General features: G+C 72.4%; 18 protein-coding genes. 9 read left to right on the top strand and 9 right to left on the bottom strand.

The features are described from left to right. The first annotated feature begins 224 nt into the window (after positions 1-224). Complete coding sequence (locus FSYMDG_RS05295; protein WP_157490974.1) at positions 225-2,003, top strand: DUF5719 family protein; 1,779 nt, start codon at positions 225-227, stop codon at positions 2,001-2,003. A 370-nt stretch (positions 2,004-2,373) separates the two neighbouring features. On the opposite strand, the gene manA is transcribed toward FSYMDG_RS05295, so the two are convergent. Together manA and FSYMDG_RS05315 are read right to left on the bottom strand one after the other, a co-directional pair. Beyond that, positions 2,374-3,939 (bottom strand): mannose-6-phosphate isomerase, class I, encoded by a 1,566-nt coding sequence (manA, locus tag FSYMDG_RS05305; protein ID WP_347176450.1) that lies wholly within the window; start codon positions 3,937-3,939, stop codon positions 2,374-2,376. A gap of 578 nt (positions 3,940-4,517) precedes the next feature. Continuing rightward, the gene (locus FSYMDG_RS05315; RefSeq protein ID WP_237702999.1) at positions 4,518-5,111 is read right to left on the bottom strand and encodes a metallopeptidase family protein; all 594 of its coding nucleotides are present in this window, start codon (positions 5,109-5,111) and stop codon (positions 4,518-4,520) included. A 157-nt stretch (positions 5,112-5,268) separates the two neighbouring features. Here FSYMDG_RS05315 and FSYMDG_RS24010 point away from each other — a divergent pair, with 157 nt between their 5' ends. The 4 genes from FSYMDG_RS24010 (at position 5,269) to FSYMDG_RS05330 (ending at position 8,972) form a co-directional block, all read left to right on the top strand. Beyond that, positions 5,269-5,613, top strand: coding sequence for a DUF3499 domain-containing protein (locus FSYMDG_RS24010; RefSeq protein WP_076843331.1), 345 nt, complete (start codon positions 5,269-5,271; stop codon positions 5,611-5,613). A gap of 364 nt (positions 5,614-5,977) precedes the next feature. After that, positions 5,978-7,348 (top strand): phosphomannomutase/phosphoglucomutase, encoded by a 1,371-nt coding sequence (locus tag FSYMDG_RS05320; protein ID WP_013872570.1) that lies wholly within the window; start codon positions 5,978-5,980, stop codon positions 7,346-7,348. Between the two features lie 27 nt (positions 7,349-7,375). After that, on the top strand, positions 7,376-7,588 hold the full coding sequence (locus tag FSYMDG_RS05325; RefSeq protein WP_013872571.1) for a Trm112 family protein: 213 nt from the start codon (positions 7,376-7,378) through the stop codon (positions 7,586-7,588). Positions 7,589-7,784: 196 nt separating this feature from the next. Next, entirely contained in the window at positions 7,785-8,972 is a 1,188-nt protein-coding gene (locus FSYMDG_RS05330; RefSeq protein ID WP_043604977.1) for an SIS domain-containing protein, read from the top strand. A gap of 222 nt (positions 8,973-9,194) precedes the next feature. On the opposite strand, the gene FSYMDG_RS05335 is transcribed toward FSYMDG_RS05330, so the two are convergent. Further along, positions 9,195-11,636 carry a transglycosylase domain-containing protein gene (locus FSYMDG_RS05335; RefSeq protein WP_013872573.1) on the bottom strand — a complete coding sequence of 814 codons (2,442 nt, stop codon included), beginning with the start codon at positions 11,634-11,636 and terminating at the stop codon, positions 9,195-9,197. A gap of 621 nt (positions 11,637-12,257) precedes the next feature. Between FSYMDG_RS05335 and FSYMDG_RS05340 the strand changes: the two genes are divergently transcribed. The 3 genes from FSYMDG_RS05340 (at position 12,258) to ahcY (ending at position 14,444) form a co-directional block, all read left to right on the top strand. After that, positions 12,258-12,533 carry a hypothetical protein gene (locus FSYMDG_RS05340; protein ID WP_131772215.1) on the top strand — a complete coding sequence of 92 codons (276 nt, stop codon included), beginning with the start codon at positions 12,258-12,260 and terminating at the stop codon, positions 12,531-12,533. Next, on the top strand, positions 12,530-12,730 hold the full coding sequence (locus tag FSYMDG_RS05345; protein ID WP_043603034.1) for a hypothetical protein: 201 nt from the start codon (positions 12,530-12,532) through the stop codon (positions 12,728-12,730). The genes FSYMDG_RS05340 and FSYMDG_RS05345 overlap by 4 nt, the downstream gene beginning before the upstream one ends. A gap of 442 nt (positions 12,731-13,172) precedes the next feature. Further along, positions 13,173-14,444 (top strand): adenosylhomocysteinase, encoded by a 1,272-nt coding sequence (ahcY, locus tag FSYMDG_RS05350; protein WP_013872574.1) that lies wholly within the window; start codon positions 13,173-13,175, stop codon positions 14,442-14,444. A 359-nt stretch (positions 14,445-14,803) separates the two neighbouring features. On the opposite strand, the gene FSYMDG_RS05355 is transcribed toward ahcY, so the two are convergent. Next, positions 14,804-15,850, bottom strand: a complete 1,047-nt coding sequence (locus FSYMDG_RS05355) for an RDD family protein (protein ID WP_013872575.1) — start codon at positions 15,848-15,850, stop codon at positions 14,804-14,806. A 570-nt stretch (positions 15,851-16,420) separates the two neighbouring features. Between FSYMDG_RS05355 and FSYMDG_RS05360 the strand changes: the two genes are divergently transcribed. Further along, positions 16,421-17,428, top strand: coding sequence for a stage II sporulation protein M (locus FSYMDG_RS05360; protein WP_013872576.1), 1,008 nt, complete (start codon positions 16,421-16,423; stop codon positions 17,426-17,428). 121 nt (positions 17,429-17,549) lie between these two features. Here the strand turns inward: FSYMDG_RS05360 and FSYMDG_RS05365 are convergent, their stop codons facing one another. From FSYMDG_RS05365 to FSYMDG_RS05385, 5 genes are all read right to left on the bottom strand, one after another. Then, the gene (locus FSYMDG_RS05365; RefSeq protein ID WP_013872577.1) at positions 17,550-18,854 is read right to left on the bottom strand and encodes a DUF58 domain-containing protein; all 1,305 of its coding nucleotides are present in this window, start codon (positions 18,852-18,854) and stop codon (positions 17,550-17,552) included. A gap of 6 nt (positions 18,855-18,860) precedes the next feature. Beyond that, positions 18,861-19,982, bottom strand: coding sequence for an AAA family ATPase (locus FSYMDG_RS05370; RefSeq protein WP_013872578.1), 1,122 nt, complete (start codon positions 19,980-19,982; stop codon positions 18,861-18,863). Then, positions 19,979-21,448, bottom strand: coding sequence for a DUF4350 domain-containing protein (locus FSYMDG_RS05375; RefSeq protein WP_013872579.1), 1,470 nt, complete (start codon positions 21,446-21,448; stop codon positions 19,979-19,981). Before FSYMDG_RS05375 ends, FSYMDG_RS05370 begins: the two co-directional genes overlap by 4 nt. 30 nt (positions 21,449-21,478) lie before the next feature. After that, positions 21,479-22,117 (bottom strand): DUF4129 domain-containing protein, encoded by a 639-nt coding sequence (locus FSYMDG_RS05380; protein ID WP_347176556.1) that lies wholly within the window; start codon positions 22,115-22,117, stop codon positions 21,479-21,481. Positions 22,118-22,197: 80 nt separating this feature from the next. Further along, entirely contained in the window at positions 22,198-23,244 is a 1,047-nt protein-coding gene (locus FSYMDG_RS05385) for a glycerophosphoryl diester phosphodiesterase membrane domain-containing protein (protein WP_013872581.1), read from the bottom strand. Between the last annotated feature and the right edge of the window lie 348 nt (positions 23,245-23,592).

Below are 23,592 nucleotides of genomic sequence, written 5' to 3' on the forward strand. Positions count from 1 at the left end.
AGCGACGTACTCGAAGGGAACTGCCCGGCCGGCTGGTCCAGGCCGTGTGGGCGGCGGCTGCCGGCGCGCCGCCTGCCGGAGACCGTGGCGGGTCGATCCGGGCCGTGCGGGCAGGGCTGTTCAGCCGGTGCCGACGTCTTGGGACGCGACGGCCGATCCGGGCCGCGCGGGCCGCGAGTTGGACGGGGCGCGCGCGCCTGACAGCGATGATCACGGTTGCCGTCATGTTCGCCCTGTCCAGCGTGCTGGCCCTGGCCGTCCTCGGCCGGCCCCCGGCAGGCAGCCGGCCCGAAGCGGTCTCACCCACAGCCGGCCCACGGGCGCCGGTGACGTCCGCGACACTGCTGTGCCCGGATCTTGATCCGCCGGCGGGTGCCCCGGTGACGGTGGACGTCGCGACCGCCGGCGGCACCGTGGGTGGGAAGCCGGGCACGGACGGACGGATCTGGCTGTCCGCCGGTGGTGCGGTGCGTGACGTTCCGACCGGTCCGGCCCGAGCGCGGGGTGTACTGGTCCAGGTGAACGGTGGTGTGCCGCTGGCCGTGCACGCCAGCGGCCCCGTGGCGGCCGGGCTGAGCGCCACGGTGACCGTCCCGGGCGCGCCCGGTCGGGCGCCGTCCCGGGCGCGCTGCAACCCGCCGAGAAACGAGTTCTGGTTCGTCGGCCCGGGTACCGGCACCGGCCGTGACCCGGTGATCGTCCTTACCAACCCCGAGACCGCGCCCGCGCGTGTGGAGATCACGTCGTTCGGGCCGGCCGACCGTGGAGGACCGGGCGCCGCCGCGCGGGCCGCCGGCGCCGTGGCCGATGACGGTGCGTCCACCGCTGGTGCGGCCGGTGACGATATGGCCACCACTGGCGCGGTCGGTGACGGTGCGGTCAGTGACGGTGTCTCGGTGCCGCCCATGGCGCGGGTGATCCGCCGGCTGACCGACTGGGTACCCGACGCGGAAGCCACGGCGGTGCGGATCCGGGTACGTGACGGGCGGCTGGCCGCCGCCATGCTGGACCGTGCGGGCGCACCGTTCGCCCGGGATCAGGTCGTCGTGCCCGCGGCGGCCGGGGCTCCGGCCGCCGGTGCCGGAGCTGCCGGCTCAGGGGCGGCCGGGGCCGGGGGAGCCGAGCCTGCGGCCGGGGCGGCCGGCCCCGGAGTTGCCAGGTCCGGAATGGCCGGCTCTGGGCAGATCGGGTCCGTGGCGGCCGAGGTCGGGCCGGTCGGGTCTGGAGCGGCCGGTTCGCTGGTGCTGGCCGGCACGGCCGGGATACCGGCCGGGATCGCGGGCGCGCAGGTCGTGGTGGCTGCACCCGAGGCGGACGCGGTGATCCGTCTGGAGCTGCTCACCGCGTCCGCGCGTTTCACCCCGCCTGGTCTGGCGGCGGTGCGGGTGCCCGGTGGCGGTGTCCTGCGGCTACCGGCGCTCACGGCCGGCGCCGTGGCGTTGCCGGAGCGGGTCGGTACGACGGCGGTGCGGGTGGCCGTGCTCTCGGGCGGGCCGGTGGTCGCCGGTCTCGGGCTGCCCGTGGGACCCACGGCGGCAACCTCAGCCAGTTCGCAGCAGGCCGGCTCACAGCAGACCGGGTCGCCGCCGGCCGGGGGGTCGGCGTCCGACGGAGCGGCAGGGGTGTCACCAACCGTGATGGCTGCGCCGCTGGCGCGGGAGTATCGCTGGGTCGGTGCGGCGGACGTGATCGAGCCTGACGCGGCAGCCGCCACGCTGCTGCCTGCCGTACCGGATCGGACACTTTCCGCCCTGGTGCTCACTGCGCCAGAGACCACAGTGACGGTATGGATCGATGGAAACCCGCTGCGCGTCCCGGCCGGCCGGACGGTATCCGTCGGATCGGCCGGTACCGTGCGGATGGTCACCCGCGGCGGGCCGCTGGTCGCGGCACAGACGATCGGTACCACCGACTGGGTCGCCACGCTGACCCTGTCGGCGGCGCCGCGGACGGTCTTCGTCCCCACCCTGTTCCAGGACCCCCGGGCCGCCTTCCGCCGATAGCCCGGCCTACCCGGCCCCGATCCCACATTGGCTCCATGGCCAGGCGGAACAGGGCTCCACGGCCAGGTGGAACAGCTCCGCGAGGACGCCCCTGGCGATCCCGGACGCCGCGCTGCCCCATGCCGGGATCATGCCGCTCCCCGAAACACGACCGGCGCCCTGGGGCGCTGGCCGGACAGCGGAGATCGCTGTGTGTCTGTCGTTGTGTACGCCTACAGGACCGAAAGCGTACCGGGCGGCAAACTCTTCTGGATCATGCTCCATGCGGGTGGCCGGGGATGGCTCGTCGGCGAAAAGATCTTCGGTCGGGGGCGGGATGTAGATCTTGAGAGCTTCACGTCCGTCGGGGGCCAGGCGGTCAGCCAGCCGCTCAGGGCGGTGGTGGCGTGCGCGAGCCAGGTGAGGCGATGAACACCCTGCCTCGTCCCCACAGATTCAGAGTCAGTGCCCTGTCCGCCGTCATGGCTTCGCCCACTGCCGACACCCCGCCCGCTGTCGACACCCCGCCCGCTGTCGGTGCCCTGTTCGGAGCCAGAGCCGAAGCCGGAGGCACGACGGCTGCCTGGCCTCGGCGAAGCCCCATCGAGGGGATGCCCGCGCCTTCCACCGTGACGGCGCCGTCGGTCACCAACAGGATGGCTGGACGCCGGATGGTGACCGCGCCACCGGGGGCGTTCGCGTCACGGACGTTTCCGCCGCGGGTGTTGCGGCCAGGGGCGCTGCCGCTGGGGACGCCTCCACCGGAGACGTTTCTCCCAGGGGCGCTCCCCCGGGAGACGCTTGCGCCGAGAGTGCCGCCACGAAAGACGTTTCCGCCGGAGGTGCTGTCGTGGGAGGCGCTCCCGGCGGGAGCCGTCCAGCCGCAGATCGCTTCGGTCAGCGCGAAATCGTCGACCGGCACGTCCCAGGCGCGCACGATGATCCCGGCCGTCCCGCCCACCGTCCGGGGGGTGAGCACGGGCGCCCGGGTCGGTGTCGGATCCAGGACGCGCAGCAGTTCGTCCACGTCGACGTGTTTCGACGTCAGCCCGCCGCGCAGCACGTTGTCGGACGTGGCCATGATCTCGATGCCGACGCCGTGGACGTAGGCGTGCAGCAGGCGAGCCGGCTGGAAGAGCGCTTCCCCCGGCTGGAGCAGCACGTCGTTGAGCAGAAGCGCGGCGGCGACACCGACGTCGCCGGGGTGTGCCGCGGCAAGCTGGACGACCAGGTCGGCGGCCGCGGCCACGTCGGTCGCTACGTCAGCCGTCACGGCTGTCGTCGCGCCGGTCGCCGCCGTGCCGGCTGCCGCCGTGCCGGTCGCCGCTGCGCCGGCCGCTGCCCGGGCGGCGATCACGGTGGCGGCCCCGACGGTCCCGGCGACGAGGCCGCGTCCCTGGTGGGCGGGCATCGTCAGCAGGGTGCGCAGGACCGTCGCGGCCCCGGCCGCGGGGTCCGCCCGCAGCGGCTCGAACGCGGCGGTCAGCGGGGGGTGGCCGAGGGCCCGCACCACGCGCAGGGTGTGCCGTGGGTCACGGATACCGGCCAGAGCGCGGAAGGGCGTGAGCGCGACGATCAGCTCCGGTTTGTGGTTGCGGTCCAGGTACCGGCGCCAGGGGGCCTGCGGCGGTACGCCGGCCCGCTCCTCGCTGTCGAAACCGGCCCGTGCCTGCGCCCGGTCCGGGTGTACCTGCAGGGACAGCGCCCGCTCGGCGGCGAGCACCTTCAGCAGGAACGGCAGCCGGCCCACGGCGTCCTCGGCCGGTTGCCGCCGGCCGCCGGCGCTGCTCTCGGTCTCGGACGGCGCACCCGGATGGGTGCCCAGCCACAGCTCCGCGGCCGGCCGGCCGGACGGGTCCTCACCGAGCAGGTCGTAGATGGCGGTGGGTGAGCCCCAGTCGTAGTCGCGTACCCGCCCGAACAAACGCAGAATCCCGGCGGACCGATCAGCCGTCACTATTGCTCGCCACCCCGTCACCATTACTCGACCTCCGTCGGACGGAAGGGGCCGCCGTCCGGAGCCGTCGTTGTCGCCGCCGCGCGGCACTGGCCGACCGAAAGCCTTTCCGCGCTCCTCTCCCGCAGGATGCTCCCGGCCGGGCCGGAAAAGATACCGGCGACCGGCCCCGTGTCGCGTGACCATCGGCACGGTTGGTGGGAAAAGATCCCCCACAGTGCCACGACCAGCTCTGACATGGCCTGACAGCGACGCGGCCCGGCATCGGGCGCCGTGACTGACGGCTCAGGACGTGCCTCGCCGGTCACATTCTCGCGGTACGTATTCCTTCGCTGTGCGTCCCGTGTTCCGGGCCGCCTGGATTTGTGCCGCCCGCAGCGCTGCCCATGTTGTCACTCACGTTATTGTTCATGTTATCGCCCACGTCACCGCTGGCCTGACCGCCAGCGTCGTCGCCGGTATTCACACGGTCGATCCATCTGATTGTCAGGTTACCTGACGCGACACCACCGCGGACATCCAGGGGCGGTCGCAAAGCCGGCATGTCGCGTCTGTCGCAGCGGGGGTGGCGGGTCCGGCTATTCGTCCTCGTGCCAGCCGTGGCCCTCGGGATCGATGATCTCGGGCTCCATGCCGAGCATGTCCGCGATCTTGTGGATGAGGACGTCCAGGATGAGCTCGGCGAGGTCGTCGGTGTCCATCGCGCGGGCTTCCAGCGGCCGGCGGTAGATGATGATCCGATCCGGTGTCGCGGACCGCCCCCGGCCGGCCGGGGGCTGGTGGTGGGCCAGCGGCACCGGGTCGTCCGGGCCGAACACGGCCGGTATGGGCGGGACGTCCTCGACCGCGAACTCGACCCCGGCGAGCTCGGCCGACCAGCGGTGCTCAAGGTGCTCGACAGCGTCCAGGACGAGGTCGTCGAACCGCTCGCCGCGGCTGCGGTAGGCGGGCACCTCCGGCGGGAGGAGCAGGCCGCGCAGGCCGCGTCCGCGCCGGTCACGCCGGCGTGCCGCGCGTATCGGCGGCTGGGTGGACGGGAAGGCCGGTGCGGGGGTTCCCCAGGAGGTGCCGGTAGAGGCGTTGTCCGCCATGTCGTGAGCGTACGGCTCGCCGGGCAGACCGTGCCGGCGCCCCCCGGGAGCCCCGGCGGGATTCGCTGTACCGTTCGCCACAGCCCGCCGGTATTCGCGTTCCGGCGCACCCCTCCGCCCCGCCTGTACAACTGCGCGCACGCGCAGCGTTATAAATCTGTTACGTTTCCTCCGTGGATGGATGCGACACGGCGGGCGGTTGTGGCCGTCGCCCGTTCCGGGGGCTACCGTCCGGAACGTGAAGCCTCGGCGCTGCTCCCGCTCGGCATGTTCAGCGGCTGCGGTCGCCACACTCACGTACGCCTACGCCGAGTCGACAGCCGTCCTCGGGCCGCTCTCCCCATATGTCGAGCCGCACTCCTACGACCTGTGTGAGACGCACGCCGACCGTCTCACCGTGCCACTGGGCTGGGCGGTCGTGCGTATCGAGGGCGAGTCCAGGCACAGCCCGGCCTCTGACGATCTTGAGGCGCTCGCGGACGCGGTTCGTGAGGTGGCCCGACCCACGGGTCGTGACGACCCTCCCGGCCCGCCCACCCCGGGGCGGCGCGGTCATCTACGGGTCCTTCCCCGGCCGTCCTGAACCGCCCCGGGGTGGGCGGGCCGGAAGGGTCGTCCGTCCTGAACCGGCCAGCCTGGCATCCGGCCGGGGCCGGCCGGATGGCGCGTGTCCGGCCCGGTGCGCCCACGGCGGGCCAGGTGTCGGGTACCCGAACGGCTCGGCCCAGGCCGGCAACGTGTCGGTAAGGTCGTCGGCGTCGCCGCCGGCAGCTCCTGGACGGCTGCCGGCGGCGGCTGATGGCTGCCGTCAGCGCCGTCGCGGCCGGGCTCTTCGGACGGCCACCGGCGGCAGGGCCCCTGCGGACGGCTGCCGGCGTCGCGGCCGGCAGGGGCTGGTGATCAGGAAGCCAGGGACCGGGAAGCCCAGGGATCGGGAAGGCGGACGAGTGCACGATCTGTCGCGGATCTTCAAGGCATACGACGTCCGGGGCGTCGTGCCGTCCGAGCTCGACACCGACGTCGCGCACGCCGTCGGCGCCGCGTTCGTGCGCGTGCTGGACGCCCCCCGGATCGTCGTCGCGCACGATATGCGTGACTCGTCGGTCCCGCTGTCAGAGGCGTTCGCCGCGGGCGCGGCCGGCCAGGGCACAGACGTGATCATGGCCGGCCTCGGCTCCACCGACCTGCTCTACTTCGCCGCCGGCTCGCTGGGCCTGCCAGGCGCGATGTTCACCGCGTCCCACAACCCGGCCAGGTACAACGGGATCAAGCTGTGCCGGGCGGGCGCGGCGCCGATCGGTCAGGGCACCGGGCTCGGTGAGATCCGGGCGCTGGCCGAGGCCGGCGTCGCGCCCGCCACCGGGCCGCGCGGCACCATCACCCACCAGGACCTGCTCGCGCCCTACGTCCGGCATCTGCACACGCTGGTCGACCTGTCGGCGATCCGACCGCTGACGGTCGCGGTGGACGCGGGCAACGGCATGGGCGGACGCACGGTCCCCGCGGTGTTCGAGGGGCTGCCGCTGTCGGTCCACCCGCTCTACTTCGAGCTGGACGGCTCGTTCCCGAACCACGAGGCGAACCCGATTGAACCGGAGAACCTCCGGGACCTGCAGGCGGCGGTGCGGGCCACCGGCGCCGACATCGGGCTCGCCTTCGACGGCGACGCCGACCGCTGCTTCGTGGTGGACGAACGCGGGGAGATCGTCTCGCCGTCCACCATCACCGCCCTCGTCGCCGAGCGGGAGCTCGCCCGCGAGCCCGGCGCCACCGTCATCCACAACGTGATCGTCAGCCGGGGCGTCCCGGAGCTGGTGCGCGAACTCGGCGGAGTGCCGGTACGCACCCGGGTCGGCCATTCGTTCATCAAGGCCGAGATGGCCCGGACGGGGGCGGTCTTCGGCGGTGAGCACTCCGGCCACTTCTACTTCCGTGACTTCTGGCGGGCCGATTCCGGGATGCTCGCGGCCCTGCACGTGCTGGCCGTGCTGGGCGAGCAGGACCGGCCGCTGTCACAGGTGCTCGCCGGCCACGCCCGGTACGTGGCCTCCGGCGAGGTCAACTCCACGGTCGCCGACGCCGCCGCGGTCATGACCGAGATCGAGAAGGCGTATGCCGGGGACGCGGCCGACATCGACCACCTCGACGGGCTCACCGTCACGCTCGGTGGCGAGGTCTGGTTCAACCTACGGCCGTCGAACACCGAACCACTGCTGCGGCTCAATGTGGAGGCCCCCGACCATGCCACGATGGCCCGAGTGCGCGATGAGGTCCTCACCCGCATCCGCCGTGAGAAGCCACGTGAGAAGCCGCTGTGAGAAGTGTGAAAAGAAGGAGGTCGGCCGTTGAGTCTCGACCCGCTCCTGCTGGAGATCCTCGCCTGTCCGTGCCCGGCGCACGCCCCGTTGCGCCAGGACACCCTCGGTGGTGAGCCGGTGCTGGTCTGCACGTCGTGCGACCTGGCGTTCCCGGTACGGGACGAGATCCCGGTGATGTTGCTCGACGAGGCCGTCCCGTTCGGCGGGGAGGCCCGGCCATCGGTGTCCACATCGTCGTGAGCCCTGGCCCGGTTCTGCCCTGCCCGGCCCTGCCTGATCCCGCCGGGCTCCCGGCCGGGCTCCGCCTGATCCAGGCCGGGCCCGCGGCGTCCGCGGTCCTGACAGGGTCCTGACACGGCCATGGCGTGCGCTTGGCCAGATCCGGGTGTGGGCCCCGATGTGTCCGGACGGGCCCGGGCGTGCGATGGTGCAGGACATGTGGGACGCGGGCGTGGACGAGAGCATCCTTGACGACGTCGTCCGGCTGGACGCCGCCGACCCGTCCGGCATGCTGCCGCAGGTGGCCTCGTCGGCCCGCCAGGTCCGGGAGTCCGCCGCGCTGGCGCGGGAGGTCGGCGTCGACTCGCTCGCCGCCGACGGCCGTCCACGGGCGGTGCTCGTCGCCGGGACGGGCACCTCGGCGGCTGTCGGTGACGCGCTCGCCGCGGTGGCCGGGTCACGCTGCCCGGTCCCGGTGCTCGGCCACAACGGTTTCGGCCTGCCCGGATGGGTGGGGGTGACCGATGTCGTGATCGCGATATCCGGTTCGGGACGCGACGAGGCGGCCCTGTCCGCGCTGGAGGAGGCCGACCGTCGCGGCTGCCGGACGGTCGCGGTGGGCCTGCCCGACTCGCCGCTGGCGCATCGCGCCGGACGCGCGCGGGCACTGTTCCTGCCCGCCCCCGTGGCGGACGGCCGGCCCACCCGGGCGGGTTTCTGGGCGTTGCTGCTGCCGGCTGTCGCGGTCGTGCGGGCCCTCGGCCTTCTCCCGTCCGCCGCCGAGGGCCCGGAGGCGGTCGAGGCCGCGGCGGTGCGCCTGGAGGACCTGGCGGTACGCTGCCGGCCCGCCAGCGAGACGTTCATCAGCCCGGCGAAGGTGCTGGCGCTTGAGCTCGCCGGGTCGTTACCCCTGCTGTGGGGGACCACCGCGCTGACCGCCGCGGCCGCCAGCCGGGCCGCCGGCCAGCTCGCCGCGAACGCCGGCTACCCAGCGCTGCTGGGCACCCTGCCCGACTCGGCAAGCCTGCAGGCGGGCGTCCTGGACGGGCCGTTCGGGGTCCGTGGGGCCGACGGCGGCCCGGCGGAGGACTTCTTCCGCGACCGGGTCGACGACGGAGCCGAGCCGGTGCGGCTACGGCTGGTCCTGCTGCGCGACCAGGCGGCCGAGCATCCGACGGTGACCCGGCAGGCCGAGGCCGCCGTCACGGCCGCGGCCGAGCGGGCGGTGGCGGTCACCGAGCTGTCCGCGCAGGGGGCCAGCCGTCTGGAGCGGCTGGCGTCCCTGGTGGGCCTGTTCGACTACACCAGCGTCTATCTCGCGCTCGCGCTCGGTGTGGACCCCACGCCGGTGGCCGCCGCGCGCGACCTGAGCGCCCCGCCCACCCCGGCCGTGCGCGAGACATAACCGTCCCGGGCGCGACACAGCCCTGGGACGCGGCCGTTCCGGACGCGACCGGCTCCGAGGCTGTGGCCAGCCTGGAGCGCCGGTCATGTGACCATACGTGTCCTCGCGAACAGCAGCACACGTCGATGGACGCCGGCCGCCTCAGGCCGTTCGGCCACCGGTGAAGGCGGAGCGGAGCCGGAGCCGGCCGGGGGAGTCCCGGCCGGCTCCGGCCCGTTACCGTTACCGGCCCGGGCCCGGGAATCTGCCGGGCGGCAGGATGGGTTCGATGATGTCCGGTGCCGCCGTGGTGGGGGCCGGTGTTGGTTGCGGCGGAGGAGTCGACAGCAGCCCGCCCTTGGTGCCCTTGGCCACAGTGGGATTGGCCTTCGACATGGGCATGGCGGGGACGCCGCTGAGGGCCGCCCGCAGCGACCGGCCCCAGATGATCGCCGGTAGGTCTCCGCCGAACACGCGGGACCATGTCCGGCCGTCCGCGACGACCCCCCTCAGCGGGTTGCCCTGCGCTCCCTTGGGGTTGCCGACCGCGACCGAGGCGGCCATCTGGGGGGTGTAGCCCACGAACCACGCGGCGGAGTAGTTATCCGTGGTACCGGTCTTGCCCGCGGCCGGGCGTCCGATCGCCGCCGCGTTCGGGTACCCGGTGCCCTGCGTGACCACGCCCGCCAGGATGCTTGTCACGGTGTCGGCCACCCCGGCTGTCACCGCCCGCTCGCAGGCGGGGTCGGGGGCGATGTCGACGTTCTGGTTGTTGGAGTCCCTCGCCGACAGGACGTACCGCGGATCGCAGCGCATGCCGTGCGCGGCCAGCGTGGCGTAGGCGTTGGCCATGTCCAGCGGGGTGACCCGCCTGGAGCCGATGGTCAGGTCGCCCTGGGTCGGATGGACGTCCTCCAGGTAGGACGCGGGGATGCCCAACCGGGTCGCCATGTCGACGACGGCCGGCACGCCGATCTTCTCCTCGAGCTGGATGTAGTAGGTGTTCACCGAGTCCCAGGTCGCCTTGGACATGTCGTAGATCCCGCTCTCCGCCGGGTCGGCGTTCGAGTAGCCGGTGGCGCAGGGGCTGCCGTCCCGCCGGTCCAGCGGGAACTTCTTCGTGCTGTAGCACGACGGCGAGTAGAACTGGGTGTTCAGCCCGTAGCCGGCCTCGAGTGCCGCGGCAAGGGTGAACGTCTTGAACGTCGACCCGGGCTGGAACACCGCCTTGGTCGCCAGCGGCTCCTTGGTCTGGTTGGCGGCGGAGTCGGAGCCGAACACCCGGTTCACCGCCATCGCCAGGATGTTGCCGGTACCCGGCTCGATCACCACCTCGGTGGCCGACACCGGGTTGTCGGGCGCTATCACGGCGTTGACCGTGTTCTGCGCCGCGGCCTGGACCTTGGGCTGCAGTGTCGTCTCGATGACCAGTCCGCCTTCGTAGACCCGCCGGGCGCGCTCGGCCTCGGTCGTGCCCAGCGCCGGGTCGGCCAGCAGCCGGGAGCGGACGAAGTCGCAGAAGAAGGACGCGCTCGACGTCTCGCACGAGTCCCGCGCCGCCGCGGCCGCGGCGTGGACCACCGTGACCGGGGTGGCCTTCGCCGCGTCCGCCTCGGCCGGGGTGATGTAGCCCAGGGCGGCCATCCGGTCCAGCACGATGTCCCGGCGCAGCTGGGCGGCATCGGGGTGGTTCACCGGGTCGTACAGGGACGGGCTCTGCACCAGCCCGGCGAGCAGCGCGGCCTGGGGAAGCGTCAGTTTGGCGACGTCGACCTGGAAGTAGTTCTGGGCGGCGGTACCCACGCCGTAGTTGCCGTTGCCGAAGTAGGCGATGTTCAGGTAACGCTCGAGGATCTCGTCCTTGGAGATCTTGTTCTCCAGGGCGACGGCGTACCGGGCCTCCTGGATCTTGCGCTCGAGCGACGTGCCGGCGGCCTCCTCGCGCTGCTGCTTGGTGTGCGCGTTCTGCAGCAGCACGTTCTTGACGTACTGCTGGGTCAGCGTCGAGGCGCCCTGCTGGACGTCCCCGGCCTCGCTGTTGCGCAGCGCGGCCCGCAGGACGCCCTTCACGTCCACCCCGCCGTGGCTGTAGAAGCGTGAGTCCTCGATGGCGACGATGGCCTGCCGCATGACAACTGGGATGTCCCTGCCGTCGACGACGGTGCGGTTCTTCTCCCCGCGCAGCGTCGCGATGAGGCTGCCGTCGGCGGCGAGGATCTGGGAGCTCTGCGGCAGCGGCGGGGTGAGCAGTTCGTCCGGCAGGCTCAGGTAGTGGTCCGCCGAGGATTTCGCGAACAGGCCGATCGCGCCGACCAGGGGAAGGAGCAACAGGGCGAGACCGACACCGGCGGCGCAGGCGATTATCCCGAGCCGGGTGAGCAGGCCGTCCCGCTCCGGGGGGCTGCCCGATCCCGCGCCGGGCGGGCCGCCCCGGTGCCCGTCGGAAGCGGCCGAGGCATCGTCGTCGGATCGGGCGTCCCAGCCGGTCGTGCCGGCGCCCGGAGCGCCGGCCGCGGCGAGGCCCCGGGGCCGGACGCCGTCAGGGCCCGACCGGGTGCCGGACGGGCCGGCTGTGTCGGAAGGCTGGCGGGCCGGCCCGCCAGCGGGCGTCCGTGGCGCCGAGGTGAGATGGGCGTCTGCCGTGCGACGGCGCGGTCGTGCACGGAACGTGGGCTCTCTCTGCACGACCGTTGAGGTCACCTCCTGTGATAGGCCGGACGGCGGTCCGTAAGGGCCCGAACCCGTCGGGTCCGCGGGGCCGGCACCAGAACATGATCATGCTGCCGCTGGCCCGCGGGGTCGGTGGACACCTGCGGCCTGTCCTCACGATGTCACACACACGAGATCAGGGAGGTGTGTGGCGCTGGGGGCGGTGACGCCCCACTGGATTGTCGCCGACCCGTATGTGTGATCGGAATTTGCCGCGCCCGACCGCTGTCGGATGTGGCGACGTTGTGCCTGACCGACGTGTCTGGCCGACATGCCTGGCCGACATGCCTGGCCGACATGCCTGGCCGACATGCCTGGCCGACGTTGTGTCTGATCGGCCCGCCCGGCCGGCTCGCGCATCGGTCGCCCCGTACGCTGACTCGCCCACACGGTGACCCGTTGGTGATCTGTCGACAATCCGTCGGTGACGTTCCAGTGGTCTGTCAGTGGCCTGGCTGTGATTCCTTCGGGATCAAAGGTTCTGGGTGTCCGGACCGTGTTTATCATGTTGCGTAAAGTGGTTTCGTGGGAACTGTTCTTGTGGGAACTCTGGTGGGGACGGAGCCACTCCGCGACGCTGCGGAGGCGGACGACGCGATGGACGGTAAGGGCGAGGAGTGGGACGCGGCGTACCCGGATGACCGCGACGATCGTCGCGGCGGGCGCTCGGATGGCCGCGACGACGGCCACGGCGGGTACTCGGCGGGCGGCCGGGGCGGCGAGGGCCGGCAGCTCTGTCCGACCTGCCGTGGTATCGGTGAGACGCCGAAGTTCCTTGCTGGCCTGGACGCTGACGGCGGCTTCAGCACGAACCGCATGGTCCACTGCGGGACCTGCGACGGGACGGGCGGCGTCGCAGGACGTACCCGGTGAGCCCCACGGCCTCCGGCGACCGTCCCGAGCCGGTCACCCGTGAGATCAACATGCTCTGTCCCACCTGTGAGGGCATGGGACGGGTGGGCGTGGTCCAGACCGCGAGCCTGGGCGGGGAGCCGTGCCAGATCAGGTCGACCCGCCCCTGCGCGGACTGCCAGACCGCCGGGCACCGCCCGCTCGCGCCACCCCTGTGACTATTTTCTCCTGTTTCCCGTTATCTTCCTGTTCTGACAGTTCTGACTTCTGACAGTTACGACTGTCTGCCTTTTGTGACTATTTGTCGCCTTCCGCGGCCGAGGCGGCCGATCCTCCCGCCGGTGGCCGGGCGCGGTATGCGGGACGGGTGCCGCGGATGTTCGGGGAGCCGGGGCGCCGGCCGGTGGGTGAGCCGGTCCCGGACGTCGCCGGCCACTTCCGGATTCGCCGGACGCGCATGGCGAAGGACGGATCGCGCAGGCGGATGTCGTAACGTCGTTGCAGAGCGCTCCTACCACCGGTCGCTCTGGCGATCCGAGCACCAGGGCCGCCGACGGGGCGAGGAACTATGATCGTGTCGCCGCAGGCCCGCCGGTTCGTCCGCGTAGGCGGTCTCCCCTTGCCCGGGGTCCGCAAGCCCCTCGACAGGAGAAGATTCCGATGGCAGAGCTGCCCAAGAACGACATCGCCGACCTTGCGCTCGCCCAGCAGGGCAAGGCGCGTATCGAATGGGCGGACCGGTCCATGTCGGTGCTCCGTCAGATCCGCGACCGCTTCGCCGTCGAGCGCCCGTTCGAGGGGGTGAAGATCGCCGCCTGCATGCACGTGACGACCGAGACCGCCAACCTCATGCGGGCACTCGCCGCCGGTGGGGCACAGCTCGCGCTGGCCGCGTCCAACCCGCTGTCCACCCAGGACGACACGGCGGCCGCGCTGGTCGCCGAGTACGGCATCTCCACCTTCGCCCGCAACGGTGTGGACCGCGACGGCTACTACGCGCACATCAACGCGGCGCTGGACGGCGCCCCCCACTACGTCTTCGACGACGGCTGTGACCTGGTCAACACGCTGCACACGACCCGCACCGAGGTGCTCCCGAGCGTCCGCGGCGGATGCGAGGAGACGACCACCGGCGTCATCCGGCTGCGCCAGATGAGCAAGGACGGCGCGCTGCGCTTCCCGATGGTGGCGGTCAACGACACCGACACCAAGCACATGTTCGACAACCGCTACGGCACCGGCCAGTCGACCCTGGACGCGATCTTCCGCGCCACCAACACCCTGCTCGCCGGTAAGACCGTCGTCGTCGCCGGCTACGGGTACTGCGGTCGGGGCGTGTCGTCCCGGGCCAAGGGGCTGGGCGCCAACGTGGTCGTCACCGAGATCGACCCGACCAAGGCGCTGGACGCGGCCATGGACGGCTTCCGTGTCCTGCCGATGATCGAGGCCGCCGCCATCGGCGACGTGTTCATCACGGTCACCGGCAACCGGGACGTGCTGCGCCGCGAGCACTTCGAAGCCATGAAGGACGGCGCGATCTTCGCGAACTCGGGGCACTTCGACATCGAGATCGACATCAAGGCGCTGACCGAGCTGGCCGTCGCCGGCCCGCGCCGGGTGCGCCACCAGACCGACGAGTACATGACGGCCGACGGCCGGCGCCTGCTGCTGCTCGCCGAGGGCAGGCTGGTCAACCTGGGGGCCGCGGAGGGGCACCCGGCGGCGGTCATGGACATGTCCTTCGCCGACCAGGCGCTGACCGCGGAGTGGCTGACGAAGAACTGGCAGTCGCTGGCCCCGGGCGTCCACGACGTCCCGATCGAGATCGACAAGGAGGTCGCGCGGTTGAAGCTGGAGACCATGGGGCTTGCGATCGACGTCCTCACGCCGGCCCAGGAGGAGTACCTGAACTCCTGGGAGCACGGCTCCTGACCACCGGCTCCTGACCCAGGAGCCACCCTGTTTCCCCGTGGCGGCCCTGCCCCTGGCAGGCCGCCACGGGCAGCGCGAGCGCTGACCACAGACACCACCAGACATCCCCCGCACACTCCCGCCGCCACAACCCTTCATGATCAAATATTGACAGATCATGAGAGTGAGGGAACAAGTGGTTGCTGTGGCAGCCACTTGCGTACTCGTTCCTGTGAGCAGCGATGCCCGCGGGCAGGGGCGCGCGTTTTCGTTGGCGGCCCGCGGGGCAGGAGCGGGTGCCTCGTCGGTGGGAGTTCTGTTCCCTGGCCGCACCGGTCACGGGCGCCACGGACCCGGCCGTCGCGACCGGAACGGCCGGGTCAGCTCGGGGGTACGAAAGGGCTCGGCGTCGGGGCCTCAGCCACGTCGTCCGGATCGCTCGGCCGGGCTACCCAGGACTCCCTTCCCCTCGGCTGGGCCGCTCCCGGTTGGCCCGCCCTCGGCTGGGCCGCTCCTGGTTGGGCCGTCCACGGCTGACCGTCCGGGCCTGGCTGGATCCCCCACCCCTGGTGGGCTGGCCATGGCTGTCCGGACGTCCACGGCTGGCCGGCTCCCCACGGCGGGGCCGGCTGTGCCGGTGATGTGCCGGCCCCGGCGAGCGGCCACTGCGCGCCGGCGGTGCGCTCGGCCTGCCAGCGTGCGCGGGCGGTGCGTTCGGCGAGGACGGCCGACAGATACGCCCAGGGATGGGTACCCGGCGGCGGTGGCGGGGTGACGACGGCGTACACCGACGCGGCGAGATGGCTGCCGATGCGTTCACATGCCTGCGGCGACAGTTCCCGGGCCCGGCCGAGGAACTGGCGCACCGCCAGCGCCAGGGTGTCCTCGAACGAGGACAGGTCCAGGGCGGCGGCCCAGCCGGCGAGCTGCGGCGGCATCATCACGGGCACTGCCGCGCCGGGCGGGATGCGTTCCTGGAGGACGACCGTTCCGGCGAGCAGGTCCCCGAGCCGCTTGGACCGCCCGGAGACCAGCATGCTGATCATTCCCGGGATCGCCAGCAGCGCGCCGGGCCGCTCCACCACGGCGCCGAGCAGGGCACGGACGAACGCGTGACGGAACCGGATCGGCCCGCCGTCGTCCCGTACGACCCGCAGCCCCATGGCCGCCTTGCCGATACTGCGTCCCCGCCACAGGGTCTCCGTCGTCGTCGGGTAGCCGACCACGACCAGCACCACGACGGCCAGATAGAGCGCGGACGCCAGCGCTTCGTCACCCGGAGCGACGGTGGTGAAGGCGGCCCAGGCGATGACTACCAGTACGACAGCCTGTAGGACGAGGTCGATGAGCCCGGCGATGATCCGCGAGCCGAGCCGGGCGACCCGCAGGTCGATCGTGACCGCCTCACCGGTGACGAGCCGGTTCACGCGGCGGCCTCATCCCCGGTGGTCCCGGCCGCCGCGTTCCCGACGGCTCTTCTGTTCCTGGTGGTTCTGTTCCCGGCGGCTTCAGTCCCGATGGCCCCGATCCTGGTCACGCTCGTCCTGTTCTGTCGGCGCTGTCCGTTGTTCCTGCTCCGTTGTCCTTGCCTTGTCGTCCCCGCTCTGTATGTGTACGCCTCGCCTGTGTACGCCCTGCCGCGCATGCCCGGTTGCCGGCCTGTGGATGTCCGACAGTGGTCCGCGACGGTGGTGTGCCAGCAGTCGGCACCTGCGTCCGAGGGCCGGGCGCTCCGGCCTTTCCCGTTCGCTGGGAGCCCGTCCGCTGGGAGGTTGTGCGATCGCTGTTTCTTCTCGCGCGGAGGGGCCGCGGGCCCCGCAGACGCCTCCGAGAGATCATGGCAGCGCGGGCCGACGCCCCACAACCGTGCCCACAACCGGGTGAAACATCGGACCCCATTATGATCCTATTATCATCCATTCGCTTGTTTCCGCCCGTCCGATGTGTGCCGGGTAGCGATCTTTGCCGGGTGTTGGACGCGGTGGGAGGCGGTACGAATGGATCTGGATGCGTACGTTGGCCGCCATCGTGGCGAATGGGCCCGGCTGGAGGAACTGGTCCGGCGCGCGGCGCGGCCCCGGCGGATGTCCGAGGCGGAGCTCGACGAACTCGTGGAGCTCTACCAGAAGGTCGCGACCCATCTGTCGGTGATCCGCAGCCGTGGTCCGGACCCGGTGCTGGTCGACCGCCTCGCCGGCACGGTCACCCGGGCACGTTCCGTCGTGGTCGGGACGCGGGAGCCGGGCTGGCGTGTCGTCGGCAGGTACATCGCCGTCACGTTCCCGGCTGCGGTGTACGCGCGGCGCGGGTGGGTCCTGGCCACCTGCGCGGCATCGCTGGCCGTGGCCGTGGCCTTTGGCCTGTGGGTGGTGCACAGCCCGACCGCGCACAGCGGCCTGCTCCCGCCGAGCGAGGTGCGGCAGTTGTGCCACAGCGACTTCGCCCGCTACTACTCGGAGAATCCTGCGTCCTCGTTTGCCGCGCGCGTCTGGACGAACAACGCCTGGGTGGCCGCGTCGGCTGTCGCCTTCGGCGCGCTGCTGGGCCTGCCGACCCTCGCGGTGCTGCTGCTCAACTCGGTCAACCTGGGGATCGTCGGCGGCTACATGACGAGCTGCGGTGAGTCGTCGCAGTTCTTCACCCTGATCCTGCCGCACGGGATGCTGGAACTGGCCGTCGTCTTCACGGCCGGCGCGGTTGGCCTGCGACTGGGCTGGTTGATCATCGACCCGGGGCCGCGCCGACGGGTGGAGGCGCTGGCGGCCGAGGGCCGGGCCGCGGTCGCGATCTCGCTCGGGCTGGCGGCCGCGCTGGCGGTCAGTGGCCTGATCGAGGCGTTCGTGACGCCGTCGTCCCTGCCGGCCGGGGTTCGTATCGGTATCGGCGCGTTCGCCCTGGCGATGTTCGTCGGGTACGTCCAGATCTACGGCGGTCGGGCCGTGGCCGCCGGTGAGTCCGGCGACCTGGACAGAGAACTCTCCGCAGACCTCGCGCCGGTCTCCTGACGCGCCGGTCCCGGAAGATCGGCGGATGTCTGTCGTTGGGTGCGCTCGTCCGGCCGAAAAGCGTAGCCAACGACAAACTCGTGCGGATCATGTCCGGTGCGGGGTGGTGTCCGGGCCGGGCTCACAGGCCTCCGGTGGACTTCAGAGCCAGGTAGACGTCGGTGACGGCCGCCGCGTAGGTCGCCGGCGGGGCGTCCACGACGTGCGCGCCGCGGCCACGCAGCAGCCCGGCGAGCTGGTTGCGGCGCAGCAGCGTCTGCCCGGCCGCGGCCGCCGAGTAGACCGCGCGCACGTCGCCCCGGCCGGCCGCAAGCTCGGTCAGCCGCGGGTCGCTCACCGCCGCGACTACGACGGTGTGCCGGGCGGTCAGCGCCGGCAGCGCCGGCAGCGCCGGCAGCAGGCCTTCCTCGACGACCGCGGGAGCAAGCTCGGTGAACAGCACGACCAGGCAGCGCCGTCCGGCGGCGCGCAGCACCGCCGAGGCGATCGCCTGGTGGTCGGCCTCGGCCAGCACGGGTTCCACCAACGCCATGGCCGCGCTCATGCGGACCATCGGATTCCCGCCACCGGCCACCGGCAGGGTGACCCGGGCCGTGGAGTCGTGCGCGAGCAGGCCGACGCGGTCGCCGGCGCGGGCTGCCACGGTCGCCAGCAGCAGGGCGGCGTCCATCGCGTGGTCAAGACGGGGGGCGTCGCCGATGCGACCGGCGCTGGTCCGTCCGGTGTCCAGGACGCAGATGACCCGGCGGTCCCGCTCCGGCCGCAGCGATCTGACTGCCAGCGTGCCGTGCCGCGCGCTGGCCCGCCAGTCGATCATACGAACGTCGTCGCCCGGGACGTAGTCGCGCAGGCTGTCGAACTCCGAGCCCTGTCCGCTGATACGGAGCGTGACGTTACCCTCGATTTCCTGTAGTCGCGCGAACACGACCGGCAGCTGCCGCCGGGAGGGGAACGCGGGCAGCACCCGCACCTGGAACGGCGCGTGGTGGCGGCCCTGCCGGCCGGCGATGCCGAGCGGCCCCAGCGAACGGACCGTGATGCGGTACGGGTGGCGGTCCCCCCGGCGGGTGGGGTGCAGGACAACCTCACCGAACCGTCGCTGCCCGGCCGGGACCGTCAGCCGCAGCACCCGGGGCGTGACACCGGACGACGGCGGCCACGCGTCACGTACCAGGGCCCGGACCTTGCGCCGCCCGGTGTTGGTGACGGCGAGGACCAGCGGCACCGGTTCACCCAGCCGCGCCTGCGTCGGGCCGGACCGGGTGAACTCAAGCGTGCGCACACCGCCGGCGAGCACGACGTCCACGACCACCGCGAGCACGAGCGCTGCGTCGACCAGCAGCAGGGTCGCCCCCGGGGCCGGGGATAGCAGGACGGCGACCACGCCGGCGAAGGCGAGGCCGGCGGCCCGCCCGGTGATGGTCACCGCGGGTCACCGCGGGACGGGCACGGTGGCCAGTACCTGGTTGAGGACGGTGTCCGTGGTGACGCCGTCGAGCACGACCTCGGGCCGCAACGAGATCCGGTGCCGCAGCGTGGGCCGGGCCAGCGCCTTGACGTCGTCCGGGGTGGCGTATCCCCGCCCGGACAGCCACGCCCACGCCCGGGTGGCGGCCAGCAGCGCGGTCGCGCCCCTGGGCGAGACGCCCAGTTGCACGGAGGGCGCCGCCCGGGTGGCCCGGGCGAGATCGACGATGTAGCCGAGCACCTCCGGGTGGACCTGCACGCCACGGACGGCGTCGCGGGCGGCGGCGAGATGCGACGGCCCGGCAACCGGCCGGAGCCCGGCCGCGTCCAGGTCGGACGGGTCGAAACCGGACGCGTGGCGGGTGAGGATCCCGATCTCGTCCTCGCGCGGCGGCAGCGGCACGGTGAGCTTGAGCAGGAAGCGGTCGAGCTGCGCCTCGGGGAGCGGATAGGTGCCCTCGTGCTCGATCGGATTCTGGGTGGCGACGACCGTGAACGGCACCGGCAGCCGGCGTGCCGTCCCCTCGACGCTGACCTGGCGTTCCTCCATCGCCTCCAGCAGTGCGGCCTGGGTCTTCGGGGGCGTCCTGTTGATCTCGTCCGCGAGCAGCAGGTTCGTGAACACCGGCCCCTCCCGGAAGGTGAACAGCGAGGTGCGGGTGTCGTAGACGAGCGACCCGGTGACGTCCCCGGGCATCAGATCGGGGGTGAACTGCAGCCGTCTGGTGTCCAGGGACAGCGCCGCGGCCAGGGCCCGTACCAGCAGGGTCTTGGCAACCCCCGGGACGCCTTCGAGCAGCACGTGGCCACGGCAGAGCAGGGCCACGACAAGACCGCTGACGGCGGCGTCCTGGCCGACCACGGCCCTGGCCACCTCCGTACGCAGCACGATCAGCGCCTGGCGAGCCGTCTCCGGGTCACCCGCGGCGGCCTGGGCCTGCGCCTGCGTCCTGGGCGGCTCGGCTTTGGACAGCTCGACCTGGGACGACAGCCCGGCCTCGGATACCTCGAAGCCCCTGCCCTCGGGCCCGGTCGGGGAAGCGGCGGCCGTCCGCTGGGTGTCGTCGGATGTCTCCGGGACACTCATCCTGCCGCCACCTGCCGATCTGATCCCGCCGCCACCTGCCGGTCCAGCGCGTCGAGCTGATCCACCAGCGCCACCAGCGCCTCGTCCGTCACCCCTGCCGTCGGGGCCGTCCTGACCGCTGCCAGGGCGTCCTGACTCATCCCGGAACCGTACAGGAGCAAAGTGATCTCCATTGGGGAGCGTCCGGTACGGGCGGCGACGGAGGCGACGAGCGCGGTCGGGTCCGCCTCGGGCTGCCCCGTGTCACCGGGGTGGGCGGGGCGGGCCCGCGTCGGCAGCCCGAGCCGTTCGGTCAGCCGCCCGCGTGCCGTCGCCCGCAGCACCGCCGCGGCCAGGTCCCGGGCTTGCGCGGCGGCGTAGAGGCGGCCTCGCCCCTCAACGGTCTCGGCGGCGCGCACCACGACCGGGAGCGGTTCGGGCACCGGCGGGCCGAGCCGGCGACCCCGCCACAGGGCGAGGACGACCATGGCCAGGCCGAGCTGGAGGCAGGCCAGCGGCACCCGGTCGGGCAGCAGGTCGAGCAGGCTCCTGCGGGCCACCGCGTCCGGCGCGCCGAGCTGTGGGGTCACCCAGGACAGCGTCCGGTGCCGGTTGAGCAGCCCGATCGCGAGTGCCGCGTTGCCCTGCTCGTCCAGCCGGTCGTTGGTCATGAAACCGGCGTTGCCGACCAGGACGAACCGCCCGGGTCCAGATGGTGCCGGCGGTCGGCCCGGTGTCCGGGGCGCCGGCACGACGACCAGGGCCGAGGCCGACCCCACCGGATAGCACGTGGTGACCTCGGCCGCGTCCGGCCCGGCGGCCCGGAAACCGGACCTGCCACCGAGCGTGACGGCCCCCGCGGCGGTGGCCTCGGGCAGCTGGCATCGTGGCGCGGGCGTCCCGGACGGGACACGGCTGGCGACGGTGACCGGCAGGCCCAGGGCGTCGACGACGGCCGCGTCCGGCTCGAGGAGCACCACGTCGGCGCCTTGGCCGGCCAGGTGGGCGAGTCCGTCGAGCGCCTGCCCGGGTGCCCGCTGCGGGTGGGTCAGCACGATCGTGACATCGGCGGGATCCGACTCGTTCACCGCCTCGGCCAGGTCGTTCGTCGAGGTGACCGCAACGCCGTGCGCCTGCATGAGCTGTGCCAGGGCCATGGTCCCGTCCGGGTCGGCCGACCCAGGATCGAGTGGGCGTCCGTTCGAGCTGTCGGACATGACCGCGAGTGTTGTACAGATGGCGACAAGTAATATCAGGACGGCTGTGACGCGGATGTTGCGGCGGGCTCGCGGATCGAGCCTCCGGTGCCCGGTGCCCGGTGCCCGGTGCCTGCGGGGCAGCGGCCTGCGAGACCGTGACCTGTGAGGACGCGATCTGTGAGGACGCGATCTGCGGAGACACAGTGTGCAAGGGTCCGTCCGGCGGGACAGCGCCCCGCGCTGGCACAGCCCGTGACGGAGCGCCGGAAGGCGAAGTGCCGGAAGCATGGTTGCGCTGCCGCCGGCCGGCCAGGGGGCTCAAGCCGGCACCGTGAAGGTGGGAGCCGGCCTGGCGTCCGCTCCCGGCCGTGGCCGCAGCCCGGTGAGCGCTTCGTCCGCCCGGACGACGGTGCGGTAGGACGCCTCGGATGCGGTCCGCCCGCCGTACCAGATCTCACTGAACACGGTCACGGCCCCGGCCAGGACGGGGGCGGTGGCGGGCGCAACCCGGCCGACTTCGGCGACCAGTTCGCCGGCGGTCCGTCCCGGCCGGGGCTCGAGTACCCCTGACTCCTCCAGCATCCGTACGACGGCACGCAGCCGGGAACGCACCGCGTCGGCGAACGCGCCGGCGCGGGCCGCGGCGTCGGCCTCGGCCCGCAGCGCCGCCGCCGACAGCGGGCTGGCCAGATCGAGGTCGGCTGAGGCCGTCCGGGCCTGCCGCCGCAGTGGGCCGAGGCGCAGCCGCAACGCCACGGCGGCCGCGGCGACCACGATGACGACGGCCGCGATGCCGAGGCCGCCACCGGACGGCTCGGTGACGCCGGCCCACAGATCGGCGAGCCGCACGGTGAGCCAGTTCACCGCACGCTCGAACCAGCCTGGTCCGGCCCGGTGGTAGATCGCTCTGGACAGCTCGCGGCGGGCTTCTTCCGCCGCCGTGTCACGGGTCACCACCGGCCCGATCACAGCGGTTCAGCCATCGCCGTGCCATGGCCCGGACGCTCGTGCCCCCGTTACCGATGCCCGTGGCCCCGTCACTGAGGGCCCTGGCCGGTCGCGGCACGGCGCTCCTGCGCCGCCTGGGCGAGCGTCATGTCGAGCCCTTCCAGCCGGATCCGGCGGTCGACGTAGAGCAGCGTGGCCACGCTCGCCATGACCGAAACGATCACAGTGTAGAAGATGATGCTCATTATTGTGCTGAGCGCGAGATCCAACCCGGTGAGATCGCCGCTGGCCGGATCGGGCATGACGTTGGTAAAGGCGGTGAAGGCCAGCACGACGACGAAGGCGAGAACAGACAGCAGGACGGCGACGACTATCCCCGTCAGCAGCAGGACACCGAAGATGCGCCACCACGCGCCGCGTACCAGCGTCCACGAGCGTCGCATGGCCGTCCTGATCGTGCCGCCCTCGAGAACGAGCACGGGGATCGACAGGGCCAGCGCGACCGCTACGAAGATGCCGCCGAGGACGAACCCGGCGAACCCGATCAGGGCCAGCAGCGGCACCACGATCGACAGCCCGGTGAGACTGGCCAGCCGGGGCCGGACGCGCCGCAGCGCCTCTCCGATCCGGACGCTGCTACCCAGCGTCAACTCGCCGACCACCACGCTGAGCGTGCCCGCCAGCGCGCCGCCGGTGACGAAGATGATGATTGCGTTCGCGGCGGCGAGGAGGAACATGACGCCGGTGGGACCGCGCTGACCGATCTCGGCCAGAATGACGGCGATGATCTGCGTCGCGGTGGTGGCGCCGAAGGTCAGCCCGATCATTGCCGCGGGGCTGCTCCGCAGCGCGGCGAAGGCGCCGTCGAGTATTTCGCCGACGGCCAGCGGCCGTAGCGGGATAATGCCCGGTTTCTCAGCCCGCGGCAGCGGCCCCCACTGGCCCGGCCCCTCCGACCGCGGTTGCCCCCAGCCCGGTGGTGACTGATGCCAGCAGGGAGGCGGGGACGGCTGGTTCCAGTCGGACGGCGGTGGCTGGGGCTGCCCCCAGCCGGGTGGCGGTGGCTGCTGCCGGCCGTCCGCGGGATTCGGCCCGCCGGGTGGCTGGGGGTTGCCCCAGCCGGGTCCGCCGGTCATGTCGGTCTCCTCACGTTCTCGGGCCTCCGGCGGTCCGGGGGAGGCGGTCACGCCAGTGTCCCGGCGCGCTGTCCGGGGCCGGCGCACCCGCGCCACCGTGACCGGCTCGTCGTACAGGTGGATCCGCGCTGCCAACGATCGGCCCGGCCTGCCGCGTGCCCGTACTGCCGGTGGACCCGGTGAGTGCGATCGTGCCAGATCTGTCGATGTTGAGTGTCAGGCGGGCGGGAAAGCCGACTGTCGATGCCTGTATGTATTCATTCATTTTCTTTTCGTGTCGACAGGAAGGCTGTGCCCACAGATCATGCACGTCCTGGACGCCCTGGACAGGCGTTGTCCACAGGCGGG

The sequence above is a fragment of the Candidatus Protofrankia datiscae genome (assembly GCF_000177615.2).
Lineage (GTDB): Bacteria > Actinomycetota > Actinomycetes > Frankiales > Frankiaceae > Protofrankia > Protofrankia coriariae.

What these genes read in the sequence shown, in the direction of transcription:
- FSYMDG_RS05295 (WP_157490974.1), top strand. Translation starts at nt 225, where the DNA reads ATGTTCGCCCTGTCCAGCGTGCTGGCCCTGGCCGTCCTCGGCCGGCCC.
- FSYMDG_RS05340 (WP_131772215.1), top strand. Translation starts at nt 12,258, where the DNA reads ATGGACGGTAAGGGCGAGGAGTGGGACGCGGCGTACCCGGATGACCGC.
- FSYMDG_RS05360 (WP_013872576.1), top strand. Translation starts at nt 16,421, where the DNA reads ATGGATCTGGATGCGTACGTTGGCCGCCATCGTGGCGAATGGGCCCGG.
- FSYMDG_RS05330 (WP_043604977.1), top strand. Translation starts at nt 7,785, where the DNA reads ATGTGGGACGCGGGCGTGGACGAGAGCATCCTTGACGACGTCGTCCGG.
- FSYMDG_RS05370 (WP_013872578.1), bottom strand. Translation starts at nt 19,982, where the DNA reads ATGAGTGTCCCGGAGACATCCGACGACACCCAGCGGACGGCCGCCGCT.
- ahcY (WP_013872574.1), top strand. Translation starts at nt 13,173, where the DNA reads ATGGCAGAGCTGCCCAAGAACGACATCGCCGACCTTGCGCTCGCCCAG.
- FSYMDG_RS05375 (WP_013872579.1), bottom strand. Translation starts at nt 21,448, where the DNA reads ATGCTTCCGGCACTTCGCCTTCCGGCGCTCCGTCACGGGCTGTGCCAG.
- FSYMDG_RS05385 (WP_013872581.1), bottom strand. Translation starts at nt 23,244, where the DNA reads ATGACCGGCGGACCCGGCTGGGGCAACCCCCAGCCACCCGGCGGGCCG.